The sequence below is a fragment of the Microbulbifer mixtoriginis (SeqCode) genome (assembly GCF_052467945.1).
The window spans coordinates 2842449-2865674 of sequence record NZ_CP174328.1; the positions used below are offsets into that span (position 1 = coordinate 2842449).

The following is a 23226-nucleotide window of genomic DNA, read 5'->3' on the forward strand; positions in this document are numbered from 1 at the left end:
CACACGCAAACGCTCTGCCCAGGGGCCCTAGGCTACTGGCCGAGGCACAGCATCACTTGGAGACTCCCCATGAAGAACGATGAAGTGACACCTGAACGCACGGAAGAGGTTGAGCCGACTACCTTGCCTGGCGACACGACTGCACTCACGCCGGTACCCATGACTGTTGTCGAGGTCACTAATTGGCGTTACCAGCGCTTAAGCTGCTTCTGGGGTGGGCCGAAGGGGCTCGATTACGGTTTATTGCGCGGGCATCAGGATATTCAAGTCGCGAATGCCTACCCGGATCAAAATTCCACCTATTTCGTCGGTCAGTTCAAGTTGCCAAAAGGCGCTTATCTGAAGCTGCGAGGACATTACGGTCACCTGCGTTATTTCTCACTCACCATCGCAAACAATTTGCCGGGCGGAGTACAGGGGAATGGCACTTACTTGCGTGACGACCAAATCGTGCCCGATGAGGGCTCAATCAACCCTTTTATGTCGCCCAATAGACGCGATGTGCAGACAGAACGCCGACGCTACACGGTATATATCCGCTCGGGGCAAGCTCCTCGCAAGCCGCGCCCCAATACACTTTATACCGGTACCAACTCTGAGCGAGCCAGCATCCACCTCGCGTTTCGTAACTATATGCCCGACAACGGCTATGATGGCACAGGCAACGTACGTATGCCGCCTCTTGAGGAGCGCGGGCTGCCAGTTGAGCTGGGCCTACCAACAGTCACGCTGCATCTTCCGGAAGCCCCGATCCAGAGCGAAGAGGGCTTGTACAACAGCGACGATACGGTGCTAACAGGCGAGAGAATGTGCCGTACATTATTGGCTTCTAAGGAGGGGCAGAAGCAGGAATTCCCGACTAAAGAGTGGCTTCAATTGATCGAGGATTCCTGGGACCGGGTCAATGCACCTGCCATGCCCGCCCCCATGTTCCAGCGATTCTGGAATATGGATTACAGTGTCAAAGGCGCCTTCATCCCCGATCCGATCAAGCGGGTTATCCGTTGCCCTGCAAGCAATGACGGTGCATGGCTGAACAACCCCGACACTGTATACATGGTTGGACTGTTCTCGCTAGCTTTTGGCGAGGTCGTGGTGATCGAAGGTAAGATGCCGACTTTTCCTAAAACCAAGCATGGTCAGGTGAGCTGGCCCGAAGAGCAAACCCAGGTACGCTACTGGTCTCTTACCACTGGGGGCACGGCGCCGTCGGGTCTGGGGTGGTCGACAATCTTCGATGAAGAGATACCACTGGTTGAGGATCGTAAGTTCACTATCGTCATGAGCCGGGCGATCGATCGGCCCAAAAATGCAGACCGCGAGCACGGCGTCAAATGGATTGAGTTCGGGGCTGGCGAGGGACATTACATCGGCGCTCGCAGCTGGGTCAACTGCGTCTACATACGCTACCAGGCGTCACTGAGCAACTACGACTGGCCAAACTCACCCCTCAATATTCCGATACCTACTGAAGAAAATCCCGCGCCTATGGACAGCCTGGTCATGGGGCCCTACTACCCTACTGCGAAGTACATGTCGAAGAAAGAGTTTGAGCGGCTTGCTTAAAGGAACTGCAATTCCTCGATAGTAATTCAACTTTGCCAAACTCCAGCAAGCGAAACTGGCACGCCATGTCTTTAATGAAACCAGGAGTAGCCACATAACATGGCCAAACGATCGCCGGTAGGCGCGATCTTTTCGGTAACCGCTTTCGCGGTTACCCGGCCATCACAAGAACTTTACCGGGGAAATACTCGGCACTGGTCTCGATGCTCTGCTGGCTGCCCCGAATTTCAGAGTCACAGGCAAAAGCCCTTTTCGATACCTTTCTTGATCACAGCTTTGTGACAAGAGCAGTAACAGTGGAAACTGAAGCTTTATCGACTCATTACTTAAATTGCACAATGATAAACTGCCCCTAGCTTGTATAAACAAGCTCCAATATTGACAGAGCTTCTCTAATAGCAACTAGAGACTCCAGGCCAAAAATAGGCTAAGCCAACAGATAATGTACCTATCTAATATAAACGTCGTTAGATAGAGTAAATCTGAGCGTTATCTACTATAAAAATCAACCCGTAACCAGTTGATTTTATTGAGGTTTTATACTGTATTATATGGTAGAGTTCGCAACAGGTTTCGGGCCAATGAATTACCACAAAAAGAAAAGTTGTCGCTCATAGAGAGAGGTACTGAAAACAAGCCTTCAAGCCGATTTTTATTGAGAGTACTTCGATTTACTCTCCAAACCATTCATAGACCTATGTTCTATAGAATCTCTCCCGCTCCTATCTACTACCGGGCAACACATCAAACCATCTGGACAGTATCTTGTATTCGCGCATAATGCCACGCATTGACTGTGTTACTGTTACACACTTATTCGAGCAGGCCTGTAAATATCAGCCTGCTACCAATCAGCCATTGCGAATTTATATATGAGTACTCCCAATCTAAATGAAGTAATTAACCAGAGTTGTGAAGACCGATACGAATATTTCCTGAGTGCAATCGGTGAAGAGCGGGAAATTTGGATATTAGTCGATAACCAAAACTGCTTCCTCAAAATACATACCGATGAGGACGGAGGTTTTGAATATTTACCCGTATGGCCTACGTCAGAATTTGCTAGCGCTTATGCTAAAGATGAAACCGAACTCACGCCTAAAAGTATTCCCCTGCCACAGTTTCTGAAGAAATGGCTCCCCGGCTTGAGAAAAGATAATATTGAAGTTGGTGTATTCCCCGCACCAGATAAAAGCGTATGGATTACTGGCACTGAGGAGCTGGAACACGACCTACGTGAAGAGTTGAATAATTTCTAATGTCACTAGCCTCAAACTGAGGTTCTATGGCAAACCTCTAACACTATAAAAAGAACTAATAAATAGCTACAAAGTTAACCGTTAACTCGCAATAAAAATCTCACATTCCAATGGGGTTTTTATTGCGTTTTTAGGAGGCTAACCCTCAGATGAGTAGCTTTAGTAGGCTCCCCGAATTGGATAGTTATTCTCCGGATTTCGAATAAACTCGATCCCCATCAACAAGGTCTGCAAGTCTGGTCTGGCGAAGGGTGCATTAGAAATATCAACGATTTGCAGCTTACCAGCCTCATTAATCACAAAAATCCCGGGTTCGGCAAAAGGCTTATCAGTTTCCTCTGGAGACCTGGGATTGGAGATATAGACTCCCAGTTGCTGCATCTGAGGGATGGATAAATTGTAACCTATCGGAAAATCTGGTTTGACCTCCTTCATTTGTTCAGACGCTTTCTCAGCGCTATCCGCTGACACAGCTGTCACATAAACGCCCTCTTCATGATATCTCGGCAGCAGCACATTCAATTCCCGTAAATACTTGGTACAGAGCGGACAGTGCTTACCTCGATAAACCACTACCATTTGCCAGGGGAAACTCCCTTCCGTTTTACCCAGCTGAATTTTTCCACCACCCAGCTTGGCCACTTCAATAGCAGGGATTTCAACACCCGCTGCCAACTTAAGATTGCCCATAAAGCCGCTCCATAAGACTACTGCCAAAGACACTCCATCAAGACTAGCCTTTTAGAACACGACTGACTTGAGAAGCCAAATGTAAAGAGGACTACATCGCCCACTCTCCAATGATAGAAGCTATAGTTATGACTAATCGGACAATAAAATCAAATATTAAATACAGGTGAACATATGAAGTAACTCTTATCAGTTTTATTCTATTTGATACTCTTTAAAGGATATATTTTCACTGAGCGAGACTATCTACAGACATTACTGACAGGCACTGCCAGATATATATTTCCCTGGAATGAGTTCTTCGAACTATTCCGGTAAGCCCCATACAATAAACAATATAGATAGCTAATGTTTTGGAATACGCAGCATTTCCGAGGAAAAGATGACTGAATGGCACTGATAAGTAACAGCAGTTGATACCACCCACCTTGAACTTCCCCTAAAAAAAGCCCGCTATAAATAAGCGGGCTTTATCCTGTGAGGAAGCAGGAAGCGATTAAGCCCCCTAATGTGCCAAAAAAGGCACAAAAGTAAATCTAAAAATTACTGAGTACAGGCAGCAATACGACCAGCGCTGTTCTTACCAATACCGCAGTTCAGACCATTAGGAATGCCGGTATAATCTGGGGACATAATGCCACCATTACGCTGTGCATCGTGGTCAGTATAGAGGCTTGCCAGGTTATATGAACGCGCTGTGCCCTTGTGATCGTTGTCACAGGAGAAGATAGCGCTGCCATAGGCAATGCCCAGGAAGGTTTTATATTCCTTCAGGTCTGAATAGAGATTACGCTTGGCAGAACCGGAGCAGTTCATCTGGGATGCGAGATTAATATAACCATCGTCCTCACCAGCAAGCAGTATAGAACTTGCGGTTGCAACACCAGGGAAACCAGCATAACCACCAATGGTATATACGGGCGATGCCAAGTTAGTGCCCACATAGTTGCGCACGGAGTAAACATCATTAGTTTGCAGATAACGTACCGCTGAGCATTCACGACCGATAAATAGATCGTTAACCACGCTTTCGATCCAGCTACCATTACACAGGCGATCTACGAACTCGGTGCCTGTAATAGCTCCCCCAGTGGTAAAGATCGCAGCAATACCATTCATAGCTTTGTCGAAGTCAACCTCTACGGCATAGCGATCATCTAAACCGGCAACATTTCTGGTTTTAGTTTCCGTTTTACATCTCTTCCAAAACCAGCGGCCAGTACAAACCTTATTACTCTCAGTAATAGTATTACTATCAAACTGATTATAAGCACGATTGTAATAAGGAGACCCAGGCACTGCGTTACCAGATAAGTACATCATTTGTGCAGCGCCCTGGCTATGGGCAATCACCCAAAAAGTATCATCGGCTTTACATTGATTCTCATGTTGATAGCCATCTCCCTTACCGCTGCGAATATCGATAATCTGTCTGGCAATTTCGCCAGCTGTGCCATCATGCCAGTAAGGCATTTCACCTTCATCGGTGGAGTTATAACCTACAACTCCATAGTTGCCGCCATTGATTCGCAGCTGCTCAATAAAATTACTGCCGTTATATTTATCAAAGAAAGCTTCACTCCAATAATCTAGGGCTGGTTGCTCTAACTTACCCTGGGAGTTGGTGCGCTGTTTTATATGCCCTTCGGTACCATGTCCGTGAACCAGGATATAGCAGTTATCTGCCGCAGCAGATACGGAAGCAAATAGGCCAGCTAGTGCAAGTGAGAGACTCGCACCTAGTCGTTTACAAAGAGTCATTGTTGTTTCCTTATATTTATTTCCCGGCTCTAGATCACACTTCCCAAAAAATTATTTTTATTGGCCGGAGTCATTTTTGGACAGGGAAAGTTATCCGGGGATGCTCAACGGATATAGGACTTAGGGCGCCAAACGAGAACCGGGGGCGACAGGCTTGCGGACCAATCAGTCACATATTTGACTACCAGCTGCTAATCGAATTAACTCAAATCAAAACTGCCTTGATCCGTACTGATCCATGAGCCCAATGCAAAGAATATTGAAGTTACTATCCTCCTCTATTAACCCCCCTCCCTCTATCAAGAAAAAAACTTGCCAAGCCTATTGAGGCTCACCCTCCACCAGGCCCATTTAGTAAAGATTACGAGGTATCATCAAGTCATTCACAACCTTAGAGTTCTCAAAAAAACAATATAGAGATTAGGGCAACTATGCATTCCCCTGAGGAAGATATTCAAGACGGGGTAAAGGTATGGGGTGTTAGGCAAACGCTCTATATGGATATAAACCCAAAATATGAGATGAATTACATCGCTGATATCTGTGCAAAATCGAAGTATTCGATTCCATAGCTGGAGTCTATTTTGTTCCAGGAGGTACTACCCGCCTGCCGCTTTAACTTAATGATACGAACAGCTCCAGAAAGGAAAGGATTTTAGCTTCACAGGTTAACACATTAGATATTCAGCAAGCACCGCTTTGGCAAAGGAAGGCCGGTCTAATTTAGAAAATATACCTTGAAACTTTGCTTACCTATTAAACAAAAAAATAAATTTTGCAGAGTTCAAACAGAAACATGAAACTTATTCCACCATTTATAGAAAATGGCCCAGCAACAATACTGAGCACAAACTTACTATTCTTTTTGACGGAGGGGCTTAATTGGTACTCTTGGAATGATTAATTATCGCCTGCCACACATTCTGCTGGCCATCACCATAACTTTCAATTTTCGGGTTCTTGATGTAGCTCCAAGCTACCTTACCATCACCTGAATACATCGGTCCCCAACCATGGCAGGAAGTTGAACTGAGCCCTCAAGAATATTCAAATCCGAATCGATCTCCAAAACATAATATGCTTTTGGGACTAATAACCGCAGAGAGTTAGGGCTATTAATTCGATCAAATTTCAGATTATCCGAAATACATTGAAATTTAGCATAACCAAGTAAATAACGACCATTTCTTAAGCCAATCAACTGAGGATCACTAATTTGGCAATTATTATCCTCAACCAACCATTTAAAGCCCTCACCATCAATGCTGCCACTACCATTAACCTTGGCAATTCCCATACGAGTTAATCCAGTCCGTTACCGGAATAAAGAGCCTGGCGCTCTATAATGGGACAATCATCATTATCACATTCACTCTTATGGGCTATATAAGAGTGAAAACAATTAACCTCCCAATTTGAACTACATCCCTCATCAAAAGCATTTACATCATTAAGATCAGCACCAACCTCATCACGAAGGTAGCGCTCCATATCTGAATATTCTATGTATTTAGGAGAAACAATAATTGATAGGTTGGTCTCCGCATCTAGAGGTACCACCGTGTGGCCTCCTCCATTGGATAACATCGCTGAAGTAGAAGGTACAAAATGATTAAAATAGCCTTCGAATGAATCACTCCATTTTTATCGCAATTGTACCCAGCTGACCACATGACCATTGCCCCAGCCCCAGTTATCTGAACCACTCATTTTCAAAGACCAATCATTTTCAAAGACCAATCATTTCTATTAATGATTGTTAAGCCCGCAGAATAGTGAGAGCCAGGACCAATAAATTTTTTAAAAAATGAATTCCCATGTTTTTTCTTCACCCCGTAAGTCGCTACAAATATAGTTATTATTTGGTTTGAAATACATGTAAGCCAACGCGACCTTATTAGCTATGCAATCGACTTTCCGTGATACACTCACCACAAAAACCGTGACATAGATCAAGCCGCAAAAGACAAAAGGTCTTGATAAAGCAACATGAGAGCAAAAATACAATGCAAAGTATTGAACATTGATGCGAGCAGTCACCAAAAGATAACTTATTAAAAAATCATAGATACAATTCAATAAAAGTGAAGGCAAACAAATAATCAAGGTATTTTTTATTAATGTTCAGTAAGCAATCTATATACTTTGATTGAGATAGAAAGCTGCTAGGTTATACAGCTTTTAACAAAAATAATCATTCTTCAAGCTATTAGGGCCTGGCAACAATATACACCCATGAAATAAATCGATATTCCACCACATAAGTAGTACACCTGTAAAAACCTAACAAGGATATAGTGAAATGAAACTACCACTACTAATTATCAGCTTGCTCTTATCTAGTGCTTGCCTGGCAGCTCCAGAAATTAGAGGTACACCCCAGGACCTACGTGGACTCCTCCACCCGGCGGAGAGTATTGTTACCATCCGTGGCAGCGCGGAAGAAACCGCCTACTCCGATAAGGCCATTGTCAGTTTGATTGTCACAACGGAAGAGGAGCTACTATCAAATGCAATTGACGCCAATCACAGGCTCCGTTCCAAATTGCATCAGAGCCTGACAGAGGCCGGGATCAAGGGAGCAAATATTAAAAGCTCAAAATTTTCCTCCTCACCCCAATATGGCTGGATGGGAAAGAAGCCCAAAAGCTATAAGGTTGTTAACCGCGTAACTATTTCAATCAACGAGGAAAGCCAACTCCACAGTATTGCGCAGCTCACAGATCAAAATAGAGAAGTTGAAATAGCAAACACCACATTTGAGCATTCAGAAAAGCATTTTTTTAACAAAAAAGTTAAATCCAAGGCTCTGCAAGATATTCTGGAACAGAAAGCAGATTATGAAAAGGCGCTTGGTGTCCAGCTGACACCGATAGGCATTCGCGGTGATAACATACACTACCGAGCCACTGAAGGCGCCATGGCTATAGAAGAGGTTGTTGTTACCGCTTCCCGTGACTCCAGCAGTAACTTTGAGAGCAATTTTTTTGATTCTGGCCAGGATAAATCATTTGATGAGGTTATTTATGAGGCGGAGCTCTCTGTAGACTTTCGTGTTCGTCCTCAGCCATAGTTAAACCAGTTCTAGTGTTATTACAATTCTGATGATCTGAGCCCACTCTTTAAACTGCTTAAGCAGTGGGCTCCATCTACCAGGCTTAACCAACTACCCAACAGATAAGGATAATATCTGGCTGATCTCATTTAAGCTGCGGTTCGACTGCGCCTGCCAAGTTTCAATAGCTGCTTGTAGTGCGGCCCAGTCTTTTTTTGAAGAGGGAGATTTATCTACTACCCCCTCTCTCACCAGAGCACGAATAGTGTCGCTGGCAAAGACCAATGTATCCACCCCCATACGACGCAAAAAAACCTGGGCGGTTTTGCCTCCCAGTCGGTCTCCACCTTTGCGTAAACTCTGGAGATTCTCTACATAGTTTTTCGTATTCCAGCTAGCAAAATACTCCCCCAGACTCCCATTCTCATTGGATAAATGCCAGAAGAAGTCTGCATTCCGGGAGATTGAGCGGGTTTTGGTCCAATGCTTTATCATGCCCTCCTGGCGCATTAAGTCATCCAGCGCTTCCTCAGAGAGATATCGGCAAAAGGACAAATCAAAGCCATAAAAAATATGCTCTATCCCCGGCCATTTTTTCTCCACGACTTTCCAACTAAACCCCGCCTGAAATACAGCCCGAGAAGCCGCAGACAACCATTGGCTGTTGGGTATTGCTGAGATTTCTTTAGCGGGTTTAGGCTTTGTGAGTCTGGCCGTAAGGCCTTTCTTTCCGCCGAAACGGTCAATGACGGGGGCTTCAATATCGAGAAAATTTCGCATTTATGCTTAATATCCTTTAATAGCTAAAGCATGTCGTACGAGTGATGAAGTTAGCGGTGAGCACATTTGACAGGACCACAGTGTGTCCAGGCTAGGAGTCAGCCTATCATAACCTCTTCTCCCATCTTCTTTAGAAGGCCGTTAATCAGTAAGGGAGCTCTTACAATTGGCTTGATCACCGCAGGGATGTAAAGTTGCCTCCATGCATCAGCGCATAACAATCTACGAATCAATAATCTCAGGTGAGCTCATCAATCATACGCATCGCATCCTGAGCACCATAGGATTGCCTTCTGGTAGGTTCAGCTTCAGATGACGCTTGGGCCTGGCTTTGTGAATGGCCAGAAGGCTTGGTAACATTCACCACTCGCGCCATCGCTTGGTAGGGGTAGCCCGCATTAAACGCCAAGCCACCAATCGGCTTCCAGCCCTCATTCAGCAGCTGGGTAACTTCCTCTTCCAAACTGGAAAAACCAGACTTCCCGACGGCAATTTTATACTCAGCTTTCTTCACATCTACCTCCTGTACCGCATGTTTTTCTGATTACGCCATTCACACTCTGTAACCGGTACATAACCTTATTAGGCTCAAAGGGGCGGAGTTTAAAACACTTACCACCCACTCTAATACCAGCCCTAGAGAAACCTGTGAACTCAACCCGGTAAAATCAACCAACTCATCCCAGCAATAATCAACGATGCGGTCACACTGAGTACCGCCCCCTCGCGAACCATATCCTGTATACGCACTTTACCAGTCCCGTAAGCAATGGCATTCGGGGCCGTGGCAACAGGCAACATGAAGGCACAGCTCGCGCTCATGGCAGCGGGGATCATCAATACCATAGGTTCAAAGCCCGCAGAGGTCGCCGCCACAGCGAGAATGGGCATGAGTAGAGTCGCAGTGGCTGTATTACTGGTGATCTCTGTAAGAAAGGTAACTCCCAAACATAGAATCACCAACATCAGCCATAGTGGCATGGCAGTAAGAAAGGACAATCCATTACCGAGCATGTCGCTCAAGCCAGATGTTGAAAATCCTTTGGCCAGGGCTATACCACCTGCAAACAATAACAACATGCCCCAGGGAATGGTTTCCGCTGTCTGCCAGTCCAGCAAGCGCCCCCCTTTGCCATTGGGTACCAGGAACATTGCCACCACTGCAGCGAGAGCTACGGTACTGTCTCCCGCCGCTCCTATCCCCAGCCAATCGCTCCAGCCACCAAACGGTGCATTGCGGGTTACCCAGAAGAAAATAGCGATGGCGAACACTAGCAGAGTGCGTTTCTCCTCAGCCCGCCACTCACCGACTTGGGGCGGCTCAATTTTATTCTTCAAGTGAACATTGCGGGTAAGCCAGAGGGCCATTATCGGTAAAGTTACTAGGGCAACCGGTACCCCGATCTTCATCCAGCCAAGAAAGCTAAACTCCCGACCGGTGACCTCTTCATATATTCCCATGAAAATGACATTGGGCGGTGTCCCCAGAGGCGTCCCCACGCCTCCAAGGCTTGCTCCATAGGCAATCCCCAGAACCAGGGCAACAGTGAGGCGCTGATTATCAATACGAGAGAGAATTGCCAGGGCAATGGGTAACATCATCAGGGTTGTGGCGGTATTGGAAATCCACATGCTGAGGAAACCAGCGGCCAGCATAAAACCGAGCACCAAGCGCCTACCGCTAGATACCCCAAAGATACGCAACATATATAGAGCCAACCGTTCGTGGGCACCACTCTTTTCAAGGGCTTTCGACAGAATAAAAGCGCCCATCAAAAGCAGAATTACATGGCTACCGAGGGATGCCGCAACAGTCTTATGATCCGTCACCCCAAATAGGGGTAAAAGCACAAATGGCACCAGAGAAGTGGCGGGAATAGGAAGTGCCTCTGTTACCCACCAAGTCACTGTAAGCAGGGTGATCGCTGCCGTCACTGCGGGAAGATACTGCATCCCCAGTAGAGTCAAAAAAATGTAAAACGCTACAGCCAGTAACGGCCCCAAGACGATAAATTGTTGCCGCGCAATCGACATACCAGCTCCCAATTCCCCCCTAGCCAGAAGGGTTAACTTTCTTATTGATTTATTCCCCAGGTGAATTTGGTGAGCAGTGCTACCCCTCTCATCTGGAGCTGCACAAAATACAAGAAATCGAGCGGCTTTCGCAGCCTTGACCTGAAGAAAATACTCAGGGAAGGGGGCATATTTAAATAAGCAGACCTAGTAGTCATGAAGGAAGGGCTCAACCGCCGTCACCAAAAGACAAGCCCAGTGTCATAGCAATGAGAATTTCCGCTTCAATCCAGTAATGAATGACCCTTTCTGCTTAACGCTTAATTTGTACAGATGTACAATGCGCGCCAATCATGACTTTACGATCTTTGCCGCTTGCTAACACCCAAGCGCCTGTCGACTGACTGAATTGAGGTACCCCTTGAATCATATCGCTCTCACCGCCCTAATCGCATTAGTAAGTAGCGGCGTTTACGCAGAGGAGAAACCTTTTTATCTAAAAGCCTCATTGGGTAATATGCAATTTGATAGCGAAGACTCCACTGCGATAAGAGAGGACCTCCACTCAACCGGCTACGCATTGACTGTTGGCTATCAGGTAAATAACTATATTGCCTTCGAAGGCGGTATAGCGAATCTCGGCAATATCCACAGAGACTATGAACAGAGCGCTCACGGCCTCGAGTGGCACAATGAAGATAAAATATTAATAGAAAACTACGATTTCAGAAGTCAGCAGGAATCCAAATACAATTCTTATAGCTTAGGATTAACCCTTTCGACGCAAATTCAACAAAACTTAAATGCCGGAGTTCGCTTTGGTGTACACCAGTGGAATGAAAATAACAGCGGCCAGACTGAAGACTCCGGCAACCTCAGCGTATACAGCCTAGATCGCGAGCTCTTGTATGCAGAGTCCTACGATAGGTCTTATAGCTGGAGTAATGAGAAGGACAGCGGCAGCAACCCATACTACGGTGCTGAAGTTAAGTGGAAGAACGGTGACTGGGGCATCAACCTGGAACACACCATCTACGAGATTAAAAAAGAGAAGGCCAACCTGTCTTCTGTCGGCGTAACGTATAGCTTCTAGGCAATTCACTGCCAGCTCCTATTTGAAGCCCTCAAATTGAGGCCTTGTAAGGCGGGTGCTCACTAACCGCCAGCACAAGGCCCACTAAACCCTCAGTGTGTAAATTAAACACCTCAATCCCAATCTTCCCTGCTCCACCCTGTACATCTCATTTTTATCCGGCAAACTATCGCCCTCCAAAAATAACACTAAAGGGGCAGAAGGGATTCATGAGCACGATACCGAATACCGTGGCAGTACTGGACAAACTGCGCTGGAATGCCCATCTGTGTAAGCACAGCCACTTCCGCGCCTCTATGAAGGGGCGCAATCTGCATGTGCTCTGCGGAGTCCCCATAGTGGTGGTCAACTTATTCCTCGGCTCTCTATTCTTTTCCCTAATCAATGCGGAACTTCCTGACTGGACCAAGTGGAGTGGCGCCGCTTTAGCCTTGCTGGCTGCTTTACTGGGGGGAGTACAGACTTTCTTCAACTTCAAGAAAAACTATGAGGGACACCGCCAGGTGGGTAATGAATACCTAGCCATTGCCAGAGAATGTGAACGGTTAATTGCCCTCTACTTTGATCGCATTCTCGACCTGGAGCACCTCTCCAATAAAATTTCCGAACTCAATACCCGCTACAGTGAAATTAATCAACGAGCCGAAGAATTTATTGTCTCCGACAAGGTTTATCGCCAAGCGATGCAGATACAAAGCCAAAAGGCCAGCAAGGAGCCTTCTTTAGTGGAGCGCATGAGGAATACTTCTTTCGAAGAAGCTAAAATAGGCTCACAGGTAGAGAGTTCCCAAGAACCTCTCAACAGTTAATAGTCATTTTCAGCAGCGGTAACTATGCAGAAAGAGCACAGCGATCATTCACCCAGCAAACACAATTTTCCCCTTTGCTATTTGGCCACTGATATTCGCACACCCAGCAATATCGGTGGACTCTTTCGCATTGCCGATGCCCTGGGCGTAGAGAAAATTTACCTGGCTGGAGATAGTCTGCTACCACCAAACTCCAAGATCCGTAAGGTATCCCGCTCAACTGAGCAGCACATTCCCTATCAACACGAGGAAGATGCCCTAAAAGCCGCCTTAGCACTACGGGAAGAGGGATACCGGATAATCTGTTTAGAGATCACATCCAGAAGCGTTGAACTGGGTCAAGCCCCTGTCGTTGAGGGAGATAAGGTCTGCTTGGTTTTGGGGGCTGAAAAAGATGGAATTGCCTCCGAAATACTGGAAATAGCCGATGCAACGGTGCACATCCCTATGCATGGGGTTAATTCCTCAATGAATGTCACTTCGGCCTGTGCTATCGCAAGTTATGAGCTATTAAGAAAGATGACTTCCTCGCAGTCCGCTTAAAACAACAAACTTCTTTACAGAGTTATAGACACAACGGCAGGATAAATAATTTATCTCCTTCCGTTATTTAAGTTCTGCCCTCAATCCGGTACTTTTAAAGTTATATTTTTCTTGTGTACATAATCCGGATCACCGCCAAGCCGCTTGTTACAATTCAAGTTGTTAATCGACTGGATATCGGAGTTACTCAGATTAAAATCGCTTAGTAAGAAGTTAGTTCCTATATGCTCTAAAGATTCCGATTTAGGTATAACAATACGATGCTGCTGAATATTCCACTTTAAGATGACTTGTGCCGGCGTAGCTGAATGCTTTTCAGCAATTTCAGCGATCACCGGGTCCATTATCGGCTTCTCAGCCAAAGGCACCTCTGCCCAGCCCCCGGTACCCAGTGGGGACCAACAACTAATTGCAATTTTATGAAATTGACAATAGTCAACTAGTGGTTGCTGGGTGAAATATGGATGCAACTCTATTTGGTTAATAACCGGGCGAACTTCGGCAAAAGATGCTATTTGCTCAATATCTGATTTGCGGAAATTTGATACCCCTAAAGCTCGAACTTTTTTCTGTTGGTATAGCCCCTCCATCGCCTCCCAGGTTTCCCTTGTATAAGCGGGAACGGGCCACTGGATTAAATAAAGATCCAGGTACTCCAGTTTCAAACGCTCCAAGCTTCGTGCAAAAGCATCGTGAGTCTTCTTTCCTCCCTGCTCGGTATCCCAGACCTTACTGGTAATAAACAGTTCACTCCTGGGGATACCCGACTCCTTGATAGCTCGGCCCAAGGCGCGTTCATTGCCATATAAAGATGCCGTATCGAAATGCCTATAGCCAATTGCCATGGCCTTTAGGATTACCTCGGTGACAAAACCGTCATCTTGCTGCCAACTACCTATCGCAGCCATCCCCATTCCAATTTGGGGAATCTCCACGCCATTATTTAATTCGATGAAATACATACTCGATCCCTTGCCAAATGCTGCAGTCTCTACCCACAACAAACAGCCACCCTTGTTCTAATAACGTCCGGCGCTGAATATAGGTGATACAAGTTGTTCGCGACGAAGTTTTCAAATAAATAGACATTTAATTAAAAAGAAAAAAAGAAATACACCACTCTCGATTGCATAAACGATCCCAATGTCATTTGTCGAAATATTTCGAGAATAGTGCACTCTTTTTTGCGAGTCGATATAAAAATCCAAGTGCAAAAGCCAGGAAATCTTGACTACCATTGCATCTCTATTCTTTGCTTTATGTTATTTAGGCGGTAGAGACCCCGCGAATTCCACCCCCCGATTTACCCACTCATCGAGGTCCTGCTCCACTGCATCTTCCTCCACATAGACCATACCCTTTAGGGGGCGACCGGTATAATCCATAGGGCGAGTATAACGCTCAGCCAAAGCATCCTGATAATTATCCGGCCCCACCCGCACCATCAACTCTTCACCAACCACACCACAAGCCATATTGCCATTTAACATAAATGCGAGGCCACCAAACATCTGCTTTTCAGAGAGCCCCTGACTTCCCTGTAATAAATTGCGCACTTTTTCTGCTAGTGTTTCGTTGTACGCCATGACAATCTCCTTAGTCACTGTTGCTAGGTAGGAAAAAGAATTTTTGGTACTGCTGGGATCTGCGCCAATAAAAACGCGACAAGCGAAAGATCAGTCGAAGGGAATTTATGAGTAGCGCCCCATGCCGAATTTCTGCATAGAAGCCAATTAAAAAATTGTGAATCGATACAGATAACTGCACCATAGCGAGAAAAGTTATTTCGAATAATCCTTTAAGTGTAGCAGGAAATATCCAAAGCGCCCCAAAAAGTAAATCGTGCCAGATGCAAACACTGACAAAACCATAAAAAATCAATTAATAGTAAAAATACACTCGACACTGAATTCGAAAAATCACTATCGATTTTGAAGGGCGATTTAACAGCTGATACAGGCGGCATATCCTTATGCCACAAAAATCCATTTGCCTGCCTAGAAAATAATTTGCACCCCGACAGAATTGTGGGGTGCAGAAGAGAATCGGCTTAGTCGACAAATACCCGCGCATTGCGGAACAAGCGCATCCAGCCGGAATCTTCTTTCCACTCATCTGGATGCCAGCTGTTGCTGACAGCTCGGGCAACACGCTCGGGGTGCGGCATCATAATAGTCACGCGGCCATCTTCAGAACTTAGGGAGGTAATACCATTGACCGAGCCGTTGGGGTTGGCCGGATAAGTTTGGCTGATTTCCCCTTTGTTATTCAGGTAGCGCATCGCGATAGTGCCAGAAGCTTCACACTTCTCCAGCGCCTGCTGATCGGCAAACTCCACGCGCCCCTCACCGTGAGCAACGGCAACCGGCATGTAAGTACCCGCCATACCTTTAAACAACACGGAAGGTGAGTCTTCAATGCCTACCAATGCGAAGCGCGCTTCATACTGCTCAGAGAGGTTGCGCACAAAGCGCGGCCAGTGATCCGCACCTGGAATCAGCTCTTTGATCACTGAGAACATCTGGCAACCGTTACACACCCCCAAGCCGAAGGTATCGTTGCGATTGAAGAAGCCCTCAAACTGATCGCGGGCACGATCGTTAAACAGGATGGTTTTAGCCCACCCCTCACCGGCACCCAGAACGTCACCGTAAGAGAAGCCGCCACAGCCCACCAAACCTTTGAACTCGTCCAAAGCGACACGGCCAGTCAGGATGTCACTCATATGTACGTCGACAGCGTTAAAGCCCGCGCGGTGGAAGGAGTGCGCCATTTCCACCTGACTGTTCACACCCTGTTCTCGCAGTACCGCAACTTTCGGGCGAACACCTTTAGCGATATAAGGTGCGCTGATATCGTCGTTGATATCGAAAGTAAGATTTACTGTCAGGCCCGGATCTTCCTGGGCGATTGCAGCAAATTCCTGCTCGGCACACTCGGCGTTATCGCGCAGGGATTGGATGCGGAAGCTGGTTTCCGACCAGATCTGCTGCAATTCAGCACGGGAGCGTTTAAAGATTTCAACACCGTTATTGGTGATGCACAGGTGTTCGTTATTGTTCAGGTAACCGATCTTGTGGGTAGGTACACCCACAGCGGCAAAGCGCTGTACCAGCATATCCGCTTCACAAGCGGGAACCTGTAATACTGCACCCAACTCTTCACTGAACAGCGCGGCAATCGGGTCTTCACCCAATTCATAGATTTCCACATCCATACCCACGCGGCCGGCAAAGCCCATTTCCGCCAGGGTTGTGAATAGACCGCCGTCGGCGCGGTCGTGGTAGGCCATGATCAGGTCTTCGTTCAGAGCCTGCTGCACTACTTCGAAGAAACTTTTCAGCTTCTTGGCATCATCCAGGTCTGCAGGCTTGTCGCCCAACTCGTTGTAGACCTGTGCCAGGCAGGAAGCACCCAGACGATTTTTGCCAGCACCCAGATCAACCAACAGCAGCTCACTCTCACCTTTATTGGTGCGCAGCTGCGGGGTCACTGTTTTACGTACATCGGTAACCGGGGTAAAGGCAGAAATTACCAGAGACAGCGGTGCGGTGACTGCCTTCTGCTCGCCCTCTTCCTCCCAGGCAGTGCGCATAGACATAGAGTCCTTGCCCACCGGGATGGTAATACCCAGCTCGGGACACAGCTCCATACCCACCGCTTCTACGGTGCGATAGAGTTTTTCCTCTTCACCCGGGTGGCCCGCAGCGCACATCCAGTTGGCGGAGAGTTTGATATCGGACAGTTGCTTCACTGGGGTACAGGCGATATTGGTAATTGCCTCACCCACAGCCAGGCGGCCTGAGGCCGGCGCATCCAACAGTGCCACCGGGGTGCGCTCACCCATAGACATGGCTTCACCGGCGTAGCTGTCATAGGCAACAGTAGTCACCGCACAATCGGCCACCGGCACCTGCCAGGGACCGACCATCTGATCGCGGGATACCTGGCCGGTTACAGTGCGGTCACCAATGGTAATCAGGAAGCTCTTGCTGGCCACCGTAGGCAGGCGCAGCACGCGCTCAGCCGCTTCGTTCAGGTCGATATCCGCGGTGGAGAAAGCCTTGGATTCAACCTGGCGAGTCTCTGCTTCGCGGTGCATGCGCGGCGGCTTACCGAACAGTACCGACATCGGCAGATCCACAGGCTTGGAATCGAACTTCTTGTCATTCAGCAACAGGTGCTTGTCTTCGATAGCCTCACCAACAACAGCGTAAGGCGTACGCTCACGCTCACAGATTTGCTCGAAACGCTTCAGGTCTTCCGGCATAACCGCCAGTACATAGCGCTCCTGGGATTCGTTACACCAGATTTCCAGCGGGCTCATACCCGGCTCATCACAGGGCACATTGCGCAGTTCGAAATTACCGCCGGTACCGCCATCTTTCACCAACTCGGGGAAAGCATTGGACAAACCACCTGCACCCACATCGTGGATAAAGGCAATCGGGTTGTTCTCACCCAGCTGCCAGCACTGGTCGATCACCTCTTGGCAGCGACGCTCGATTTCCGGGTTTTGGCGTTGTACTGAAGCGAAATCCAGGTCTTCAGAGCTGGAGCCGCTGGCCATACTGGAGGCTGCACCACCACCGAGGCCAATCAACATGGCCGGGCCACCCAGGACTACCAGCTTGGCGCCGGGGGAAAATTCAGGCTTTTCTACATGCTCTTCGCGGATATTGCCGTAACCACCAGCCAACATGATCGGCTTGTGATAGCCGCGACGCTCGCCATCGAAATTCTCTTCAAAGGTACGGAAGTAACCGCAGATATTCGGACGGCCAAATTCGTTATTGAATGCTGCGCCACCGATGGGGCCTTCGATCATAATGTCCAGAGCGGTAACGATACGCTCGGGCTTGCCGTAATTGGACTCCCAGGGCTGTTCCCAACCGGGGATCTGCAAGTTGGAAACGGTAAAGCCGGTCAGGCCCACTTTCGGCTTGGAGCCGCGGCCCACCGCGCCCTCATCGCGAATTTCACCACCGGCACCGGTACCAGCGCCGGGGAAAGGAGCAATTGCGGTGGGGTGATTGTGCGTCTCCACCTTCATCAGCAGATGAATGGCTTCATGACTGAAACCGTATTCCTTGCTTTCCGGGTCTGGGTAGAAACGTCCGGCCACGTTACCCACCACAACTGCGGCATTATCCGCATAGGCAGACAACACGTTGTCGCCGCCTTTTTGGTAGGTATTCTTAATCATGCCAAATAGAGAATGCGGCATTTCTTCGCCGTCGATTGTCCAAGAGGCATTAAAGATTTTATGGCGGCAGTGCTCGGAGTTCGCCTGGGCGAACATCATCAGCTCCACATCGGTGGGATTGCGATCCAATTCCTGGAAGCTGGTGAGCAGGTAATCAATTTCGTCTTCGGCCAGGGCCAGTCCCAGTGTCACATTGGCAACTTCCAATGCCTCGCGACCACCTTCGAGAATATCCACACCACGCAGCGGGCGGGGCTCTTCTTCAACAAACAGCTGCTCAGCCTGCTCGAGCTCGGTAAAGACCACCTCGACCATACGATCGTGTAGTTGTGAGGCCAGCGCCTGCCGCTCGGCCTCGCTAAGCTCAATCCCACTCAGATAGTAAGCAACACCACGCTCAAGCCGATGAATTTGGGTGAGACCAGCATTGTGGGCAATATCAGTGGCCTTGGAAGACCAGGGAGAAATAGTGCCCGGGCGCGGCACCACTAGGATCAGCTCGCCTTTCGGCTGGTGCTTCTCTTCGCTGGGGCCGTACTGGAGTAGCCGCTCAAGCAGCGCCATCTCCTTGTTATCCAGTGCGTCGCTATCGGCGAAGTGTACGAACTCGGCGTAAAGATCGTCGATGGTCGGTAGCAGCGCGCGCAGTTGGTTGAGTAGTTTTTTATGGCGGAATTTCGACAGTGCGGGAGCACCACGCAGAACTAACATTGCGGGAGATAGCCTCTTGTCTAAATGAGAAAGATTGCGCGAAAGAAGAATCGCACAAGGCCCCGGAAATTTGAGAGGCGCAATTGTACCCGAAGCGCCGCAACTCCAACACACCCGCCCGTCACTTGAGTACACATGAACTAAATAGCAATCAATGTGATCAAAAGGCGAACAAAACCAGTTGTAAATTCACCGATTTTACTAGGGGGTTAAAACTCCCTACAAAAGTCTTAATGGCATTTCAAGCGCCCATGTCACAGTGTCCTAAAGCCAAATTGGGCAGATTGTCGTCAAATAATGTAAAATTGGCAGACTGTGCCATCATTGGCGAGGAAAGCCCTGGCGGAAATACCCGCAGCAGGCCTTAGGCATAACAGCGATAAAACCAACGGACGAGCTAGAGGGGACAGCCTATGATGATGAGAAGCCGAGCGCTGCGCTATGTCCGCCGCGTGTGCAAAGGTATCGCGCTGTCCTGCTGTGCCTCCCTATTAGTTGCCAGTAAAGCACCGAATACCCTGGAGCGAATTAAAGCTTCCGGTGAACTTGTTGTCCTCTCGCAAAACGGCCCTACCACCTATTACGAAGACGCCTCTGGCAATCCCACCGGTTTTGAGTACGGCATGCTGCACGCTTTTGCCGAAGAGCTGGGAGTCAAGCTGGTAATTCGCGATGTGCACAGCCTGGATGATATGTTCGCTCGCCTGCGCGATCCCGAAGAGGGTGCTCATTTTGCCGCCGCCGGGCTGACAGTGACCCCGGAGCGCCGTGAACAAGTGCGTTTCTCCCCTTCTTATTTCGAAGTTCGCCAACAGATTATCTACCGCCTCGGAGAAAAACGTCCGCGCAGAACCAGTGACCTTGAAGGTAAGACCATTGCGGTTATCGCTGGCAGCGCCCATGCCGAAGAATTACAAAAACTCTCACAGCGTTACCCCAATTTGCGCTGGGAAGAAGTTTCTGATGTCGACGCTATGGAGCTGGTAGAGATGGTACACCAGGGCCAATACAGCTATGCGGTGGTGGATTCCAACGCCTACGCTGTGCACCGCGGGCTCTACCCCAAAACTGGAGTGGCTTTTAATCTCAGCCAGTTCCAACCGGTTTCCTGGGCTTTTCCCAAGAGTGACGACGACAGCCTCTACCAGCGAGCGCGACTGTTTATGTTGCGTGCCAATACTAACGGCATGATCGCACAGCTGCGCGAGGAATTTTTTGGTCACGTCAGCGAACTGAATCCCGGTGGTGCCCAGGCATTCGCCAGGCGTAGCCGCGAGCGACTGCCCAAATGGCGCGGAGTTATGCAAAAAGTGGCCGATCAATACGAGTTGGATTGGCATCTGTTGGCTGCACTCAGCTACCAGGAATCCCACTGGAATCCCCGCGCTCGCTCACGCACTGGGGTTCGTGGCCTGATGATGCTTACTTTGAATACCGCCAAAGAGCTGGGGGTCAACCGCCTCAACCCGGAAGAGAGTATTGAGGGCGGCGCTCGCTATATCGTACATATCCGCAACAAGCTACCGGAACGCATCCGCGAGCCCGACAGAACCTGGATGGCTCTGGCCGCCTACAACGTGGGCTACGGTCATCTGGAAGACGCCCGCGTACTCACCCAGCGTATGGGCGGAAACCCGGATCTGTGGCCGGATGTACGCGACCATCTACCACTACTGGCCAAGCGCCAGTATTACAAATCTACCAAGCACGGCTACGCACGCGGCTGGGAGCCGGTCACCTATGTGCAAAATATCCGCCACTACCAGGCTCTGCTGAGCTGGACCAGCCGTATCGAAGAACAACGCCTGGCAGCCAATGATGAAAACGGTGGGATTCTTGCAGAGAACAGCGCAGTGGAAACGGAAGGTAGTGCCGCACCCGCGCTATGAATTACAGGCGCCAAAGAGATGGAAGACACTGTTAAAGAGATCGAGGAGTTTATCGATTATCTTGTACAGGCTGGAGTCCACTGCCGAGTAGATGAGTTGGAAAGCGCCTACCACAGGAATATGCAGGTCTACATGCTCGATGATTCTGACCAGTTGACCCTGGCCGATAAGAGCGCATTTATCGATTTATTCAAACGCAAGCGCGATGCCGGTGAATTGCCACTGAACAGCTGGACAAAAATTCACCATGTGGCAGCGAACAACAGCTCTGCGCTGGTAATATTTTCCCGAAAAAATAACTTAGCCGGCCAGGAAAGAAAATTAAGGCTGGGCATCGACCTAGTTTATGAGGATGGGCGCTGGCAAGTCATTCGGGAAATCATCTTTCTGGAGCCTCCCTACCCCAGCTAATTCCTTCATAGCAATTACACTGGCCGCCCCCTATAAAAGGCACACTGTACAACGGATAATTTGTTGAATCCCCACCTGACTAGTAGAAACCAGCTAGCTTTCCGCTTGAGACACTCCCCAGGCACAAGGCAAAAACTGCAAGTCCTCTGGCTCATCAATATCTGGTAGCACTTCCAAACACCGGCAGAGCATTGCACATTCCTGTAGGCGCTCCAGGGTTTGCTGGGCAACCACCTCCGTGCTCCAGGAAATGTCCTCAAACAATCTCCAGTGCACCCGCTTGAGCCCCAACAGGGTGTATCCACCATCTTTTGCCGGGTACATAACTGCATCGGCATTCTTTAGCGCAACGGCCGCCTTACGCAGACGCGCGGCCGTTAATGCAGGGCAATCTGTGCCCAGTAATAAAAGTCCCTGGCCCGCCACCTGATAAGTATTGGCCGCTTGCCACAAACGCTGGCCTAGGTCGCCTTGCGTCTGATTATGCAGAGTTACCCCCCTGGGTAGGGCTAGTGTTTGCCAGAAGGGATGCAAGGAGTCCGGTGTAACATGCAACTCTACTGGGCCGAGGTCGGCTTTTACTGCTTCCATTAATGTCTGCTGCAACAAACGCTCAGCCAAAGAGGCGGCACCCTGCTCCCCAAGAGCTGGAATCAAACGGGTTTTTGCATAGCCGGGAAGGGGCGCCTTAGCCATTACCACCAAACGCAGAGAGGGCAGAGAAGAGTTACTCATAGCGTTTTGCCAGACACTCCGCCGGAACGCCGCGCCAGTAATCGAAACGCAAACGCCACATTAACAAGACTGTGCGCCAAATTCCGAACTTTTGCCAGCGGCGCCCAGAGGTAGTGACTCTCTGACGCAGACAATGGGGCCGCGCTATTTCTAACAGTTGCCGGCTCAACTCAATATCTTCCATCAGTGGTTGCCGGGCATAACCTCCCACCTCATTGAAGAGAGAGCGGCGAACAAAAATCGCCTGATCACCTGTGGCGATCCCACTCAAACGAGAGCGCCAATTAATCATGGTAGAAATCAGGGGAAACCACAGGCTGTCTCCACTGATACGAATATTAAAACGTCCCCATTGTGCCCCCCTAACCGAGGCAGAGGCAATGGCACTCAGAGCACCTTGCGGTAGGCGAGTATCTGCATGTAGGAATAACAACCAACTGCCACAGGCAACCGAAGCACCCGCATTCATTTGAAGCGCGCGTCCACGTTGGGATTGAATTACCCGCAACCCGGCTGCAGCGGCTATCTCTGCACTACCATCACTACTGCCACCATCAACCAGGATTATTTCACAACTGCTGTATGCGACCAGCTCCCTCAGTTGCGCTACAAGCTTGGGTAACTGCTCCCGCTCATTTAACAGGGGCACAATAACACTGTATTGCACTATCTTGCCTCAACTCCGCCTCATCCCTTTTTTACTTA

General features: G+C 48.6%; 20 protein-coding genes. 8 read left to right on the forward strand and 12 right to left on the reverse strand.

The features are described 5' to 3' along the window. Positions 1-399: 399 nt before the first annotated feature. Together ACJJIJ_RS12490 and ACJJIJ_RS12495 are read left to right on the forward strand one after the other, a co-directional pair. Positions 400-1566, forward strand: coding sequence for a hypothetical protein (locus ACJJIJ_RS12490; protein ID WP_252082875.1), 1167 nt, complete (start codon positions 400-402; stop codon positions 1564-1566). Positions 1567-2438: 872 nt separating this feature from the next. Further along, positions 2439-2825, forward strand: coding sequence for a DUF2750 domain-containing protein (locus ACJJIJ_RS12495; protein WP_252082877.1), 387 nt, complete (start codon positions 2439-2441; stop codon positions 2823-2825). 159 nt (positions 2826-2984) lie between these two features. Here the strand turns inward: ACJJIJ_RS12495 and ACJJIJ_RS12500 are convergent, their stop codons facing one another. The 4 genes from ACJJIJ_RS12500 to ACJJIJ_RS12515 all read right to left on the reverse strand — a co-directional run bounded on the left by ACJJIJ_RS12500 (position 2985) and on the right by ACJJIJ_RS12515 (position 6836). Beyond that, positions 2985-3515, reverse strand: coding sequence for a redoxin domain-containing protein (locus ACJJIJ_RS12500; protein WP_252082879.1), 531 nt, complete (start codon positions 3513-3515; stop codon positions 2985-2987). A 543-nt stretch (positions 3516-4058) separates the two neighbouring features. After that, complete coding sequence (locus tag ACJJIJ_RS12505) at positions 4059-5276, reverse strand: hypothetical protein (protein ID WP_252082881.1); 1218 nt, start codon at positions 5274-5276, stop codon at positions 4059-4061. A 976-nt stretch (positions 5277-6252) separates the two neighbouring features. Further along, positions 6253-6573: a hypothetical protein gene (locus ACJJIJ_RS12510; RefSeq protein ID WP_252082882.1), complete on the reverse strand. Its 321-nt coding sequence runs from the start codon at positions 6571-6573 to the stop codon at positions 6253-6255. A 5-nt stretch (positions 6574-6578) separates the two neighbouring features. After that, positions 6579-6836: a hypothetical protein gene (locus tag ACJJIJ_RS12515; RefSeq protein WP_252082884.1), complete on the reverse strand. Its 258-nt coding sequence runs from the start codon at positions 6834-6836 to the stop codon at positions 6579-6581. 742 nt (positions 6837-7578) lie between these two features. Between ACJJIJ_RS12515 and ACJJIJ_RS12520 the strand changes: the two genes are divergently transcribed. Beyond that, the gene (locus ACJJIJ_RS12520) at positions 7579-8349 is read left to right on the forward strand and encodes an SIMPL domain-containing protein (protein ID WP_252082886.1); all 771 of its coding nucleotides are present in this window, start codon (positions 7579-7581) and stop codon (positions 8347-8349) included. A 93-nt stretch (positions 8350-8442) separates the two neighbouring features. Here ACJJIJ_RS12520 and ACJJIJ_RS12525 read toward each other — a convergent pair whose 3' ends face one another. The 3 genes from ACJJIJ_RS12525 to ACJJIJ_RS12535 form a co-directional block, all read right to left on the reverse strand. Beyond that, positions 8443-9111, reverse strand: a complete 669-nt coding sequence (locus ACJJIJ_RS12525; protein WP_252082888.1) for a DNA-3-methyladenine glycosylase I — start codon at positions 9109-9111, stop codon at positions 8443-8445. A gap of 238 nt (positions 9112-9349) precedes the next feature. Continuing rightward, positions 9350-9625, reverse strand: a complete 276-nt coding sequence (locus ACJJIJ_RS12530) for a DUF1737 domain-containing protein (RefSeq protein WP_252082889.1) — start codon at positions 9623-9625, stop codon at positions 9350-9352. A 140-nt stretch (positions 9626-9765) separates the two neighbouring features. Further along, positions 9766-11145: an SLC13 family permease gene (locus tag ACJJIJ_RS12535; protein ID WP_444902895.1), complete on the reverse strand. Its 1380-nt coding sequence runs from the start codon at positions 11143-11145 to the stop codon at positions 9766-9768. A 400-nt stretch (positions 11146-11545) separates the two neighbouring features. Here ACJJIJ_RS12535 and ACJJIJ_RS12540 point away from each other — a divergent pair, with 400 nt between their 5' ends. The 3 genes from ACJJIJ_RS12540 (at position 11546) to ACJJIJ_RS12550 (ending at position 13569) form a co-directional block, all read left to right on the forward strand. Further along, positions 11546-12217: an outer membrane beta-barrel protein gene (locus ACJJIJ_RS12540; protein WP_252082893.1), complete on the forward strand. Its 672-nt coding sequence runs from the start codon at positions 11546-11548 to the stop codon at positions 12215-12217. A 209-nt stretch (positions 12218-12426) separates the two neighbouring features. Continuing rightward, positions 12427-13026: an SLATT domain-containing protein gene (locus tag ACJJIJ_RS12545; RefSeq protein WP_252082895.1), complete on the forward strand. Its 600-nt coding sequence runs from the start codon at positions 12427-12429 to the stop codon at positions 13024-13026. Between the two features lie 24 nt (positions 13027-13050). Further along, the gene (locus tag ACJJIJ_RS12550) at positions 13051-13569 is read left to right on the forward strand and encodes a TrmH family RNA methyltransferase (RefSeq protein WP_252082896.1); all 519 of its coding nucleotides are present in this window, start codon (positions 13051-13053) and stop codon (positions 13567-13569) included. Positions 13570-13649: 80 nt separating this feature from the next. On the opposite strand, the gene ACJJIJ_RS12555 is transcribed toward ACJJIJ_RS12550, so the two are convergent. The 3 genes from ACJJIJ_RS12555 to purL all read right to left on the reverse strand — a co-directional run bounded on the left by ACJJIJ_RS12555 (position 13650) and on the right by purL (position 19486). Then, positions 13650-14531 (reverse strand): aldo/keto reductase, encoded by an 882-nt coding sequence (locus tag ACJJIJ_RS12555; RefSeq protein ID WP_252082898.1) that lies wholly within the window; start codon positions 14529-14531, stop codon positions 13650-13652. Positions 14532-14831: 300 nt separating this feature from the next. After that, on the reverse strand, positions 14832-15155 hold the full coding sequence (locus ACJJIJ_RS12560; protein ID WP_252082900.1) for a TfoX/Sxy family protein: 324 nt from the start codon (positions 15153-15155) through the stop codon (positions 14832-14834). Between the two features lie 464 nt (positions 15156-15619). Then, positions 15620-19486 carry a phosphoribosylformylglycinamidine synthase gene (gene purL / locus ACJJIJ_RS12565; RefSeq protein ID WP_444937542.1) on the reverse strand — a complete coding sequence of 1289 codons (3867 nt, stop codon included), beginning with the start codon at positions 19484-19486 and terminating at the stop codon, positions 15620-15622. A 413-nt stretch (positions 19487-19899) separates the two neighbouring features. Here purL and mltF point away from each other — a divergent pair, with 413 nt between their 5' ends. Together mltF and ACJJIJ_RS12575 are read left to right on the forward strand one after the other, a co-directional pair. Beyond that, positions 19900-21375 carry a membrane-bound lytic murein transglycosylase MltF gene (gene mltF / locus ACJJIJ_RS12570; RefSeq protein ID WP_252082903.1) on the forward strand — a complete coding sequence of 492 codons (1476 nt, stop codon included), beginning with the start codon at positions 19900-19902 and terminating at the stop codon, positions 21373-21375. A gap of 18 nt (positions 21376-21393) precedes the next feature. Then, positions 21394-21786, forward strand: a complete 393-nt coding sequence (locus ACJJIJ_RS12575) for a hypothetical protein (protein ID WP_444937543.1) — start codon at positions 21394-21396, stop codon at positions 21784-21786. Positions 21787-21879: 93 nt separating this feature from the next. Here the strand turns inward: ACJJIJ_RS12575 and ACJJIJ_RS12580 are convergent, their stop codons facing one another. Beyond that, positions 21880-22521: a TIGR04282 family arsenosugar biosynthesis glycosyltransferase gene (locus tag ACJJIJ_RS12580; RefSeq protein WP_444937544.1), complete on the reverse strand. Its 642-nt coding sequence runs from the start codon at positions 22519-22521 to the stop codon at positions 21880-21882. Beyond that, positions 22514-23188 carry a TIGR04283 family arsenosugar biosynthesis glycosyltransferase gene (locus tag ACJJIJ_RS12585; protein ID WP_252082909.1) on the reverse strand — a complete coding sequence of 225 codons (675 nt, stop codon included), beginning with the start codon at positions 23186-23188 and terminating at the stop codon, positions 22514-22516. Before ACJJIJ_RS12585 ends, ACJJIJ_RS12580 begins: the two co-directional genes overlap by 8 nt. Positions 23189-23226 lie beyond the last annotated feature (38 nt).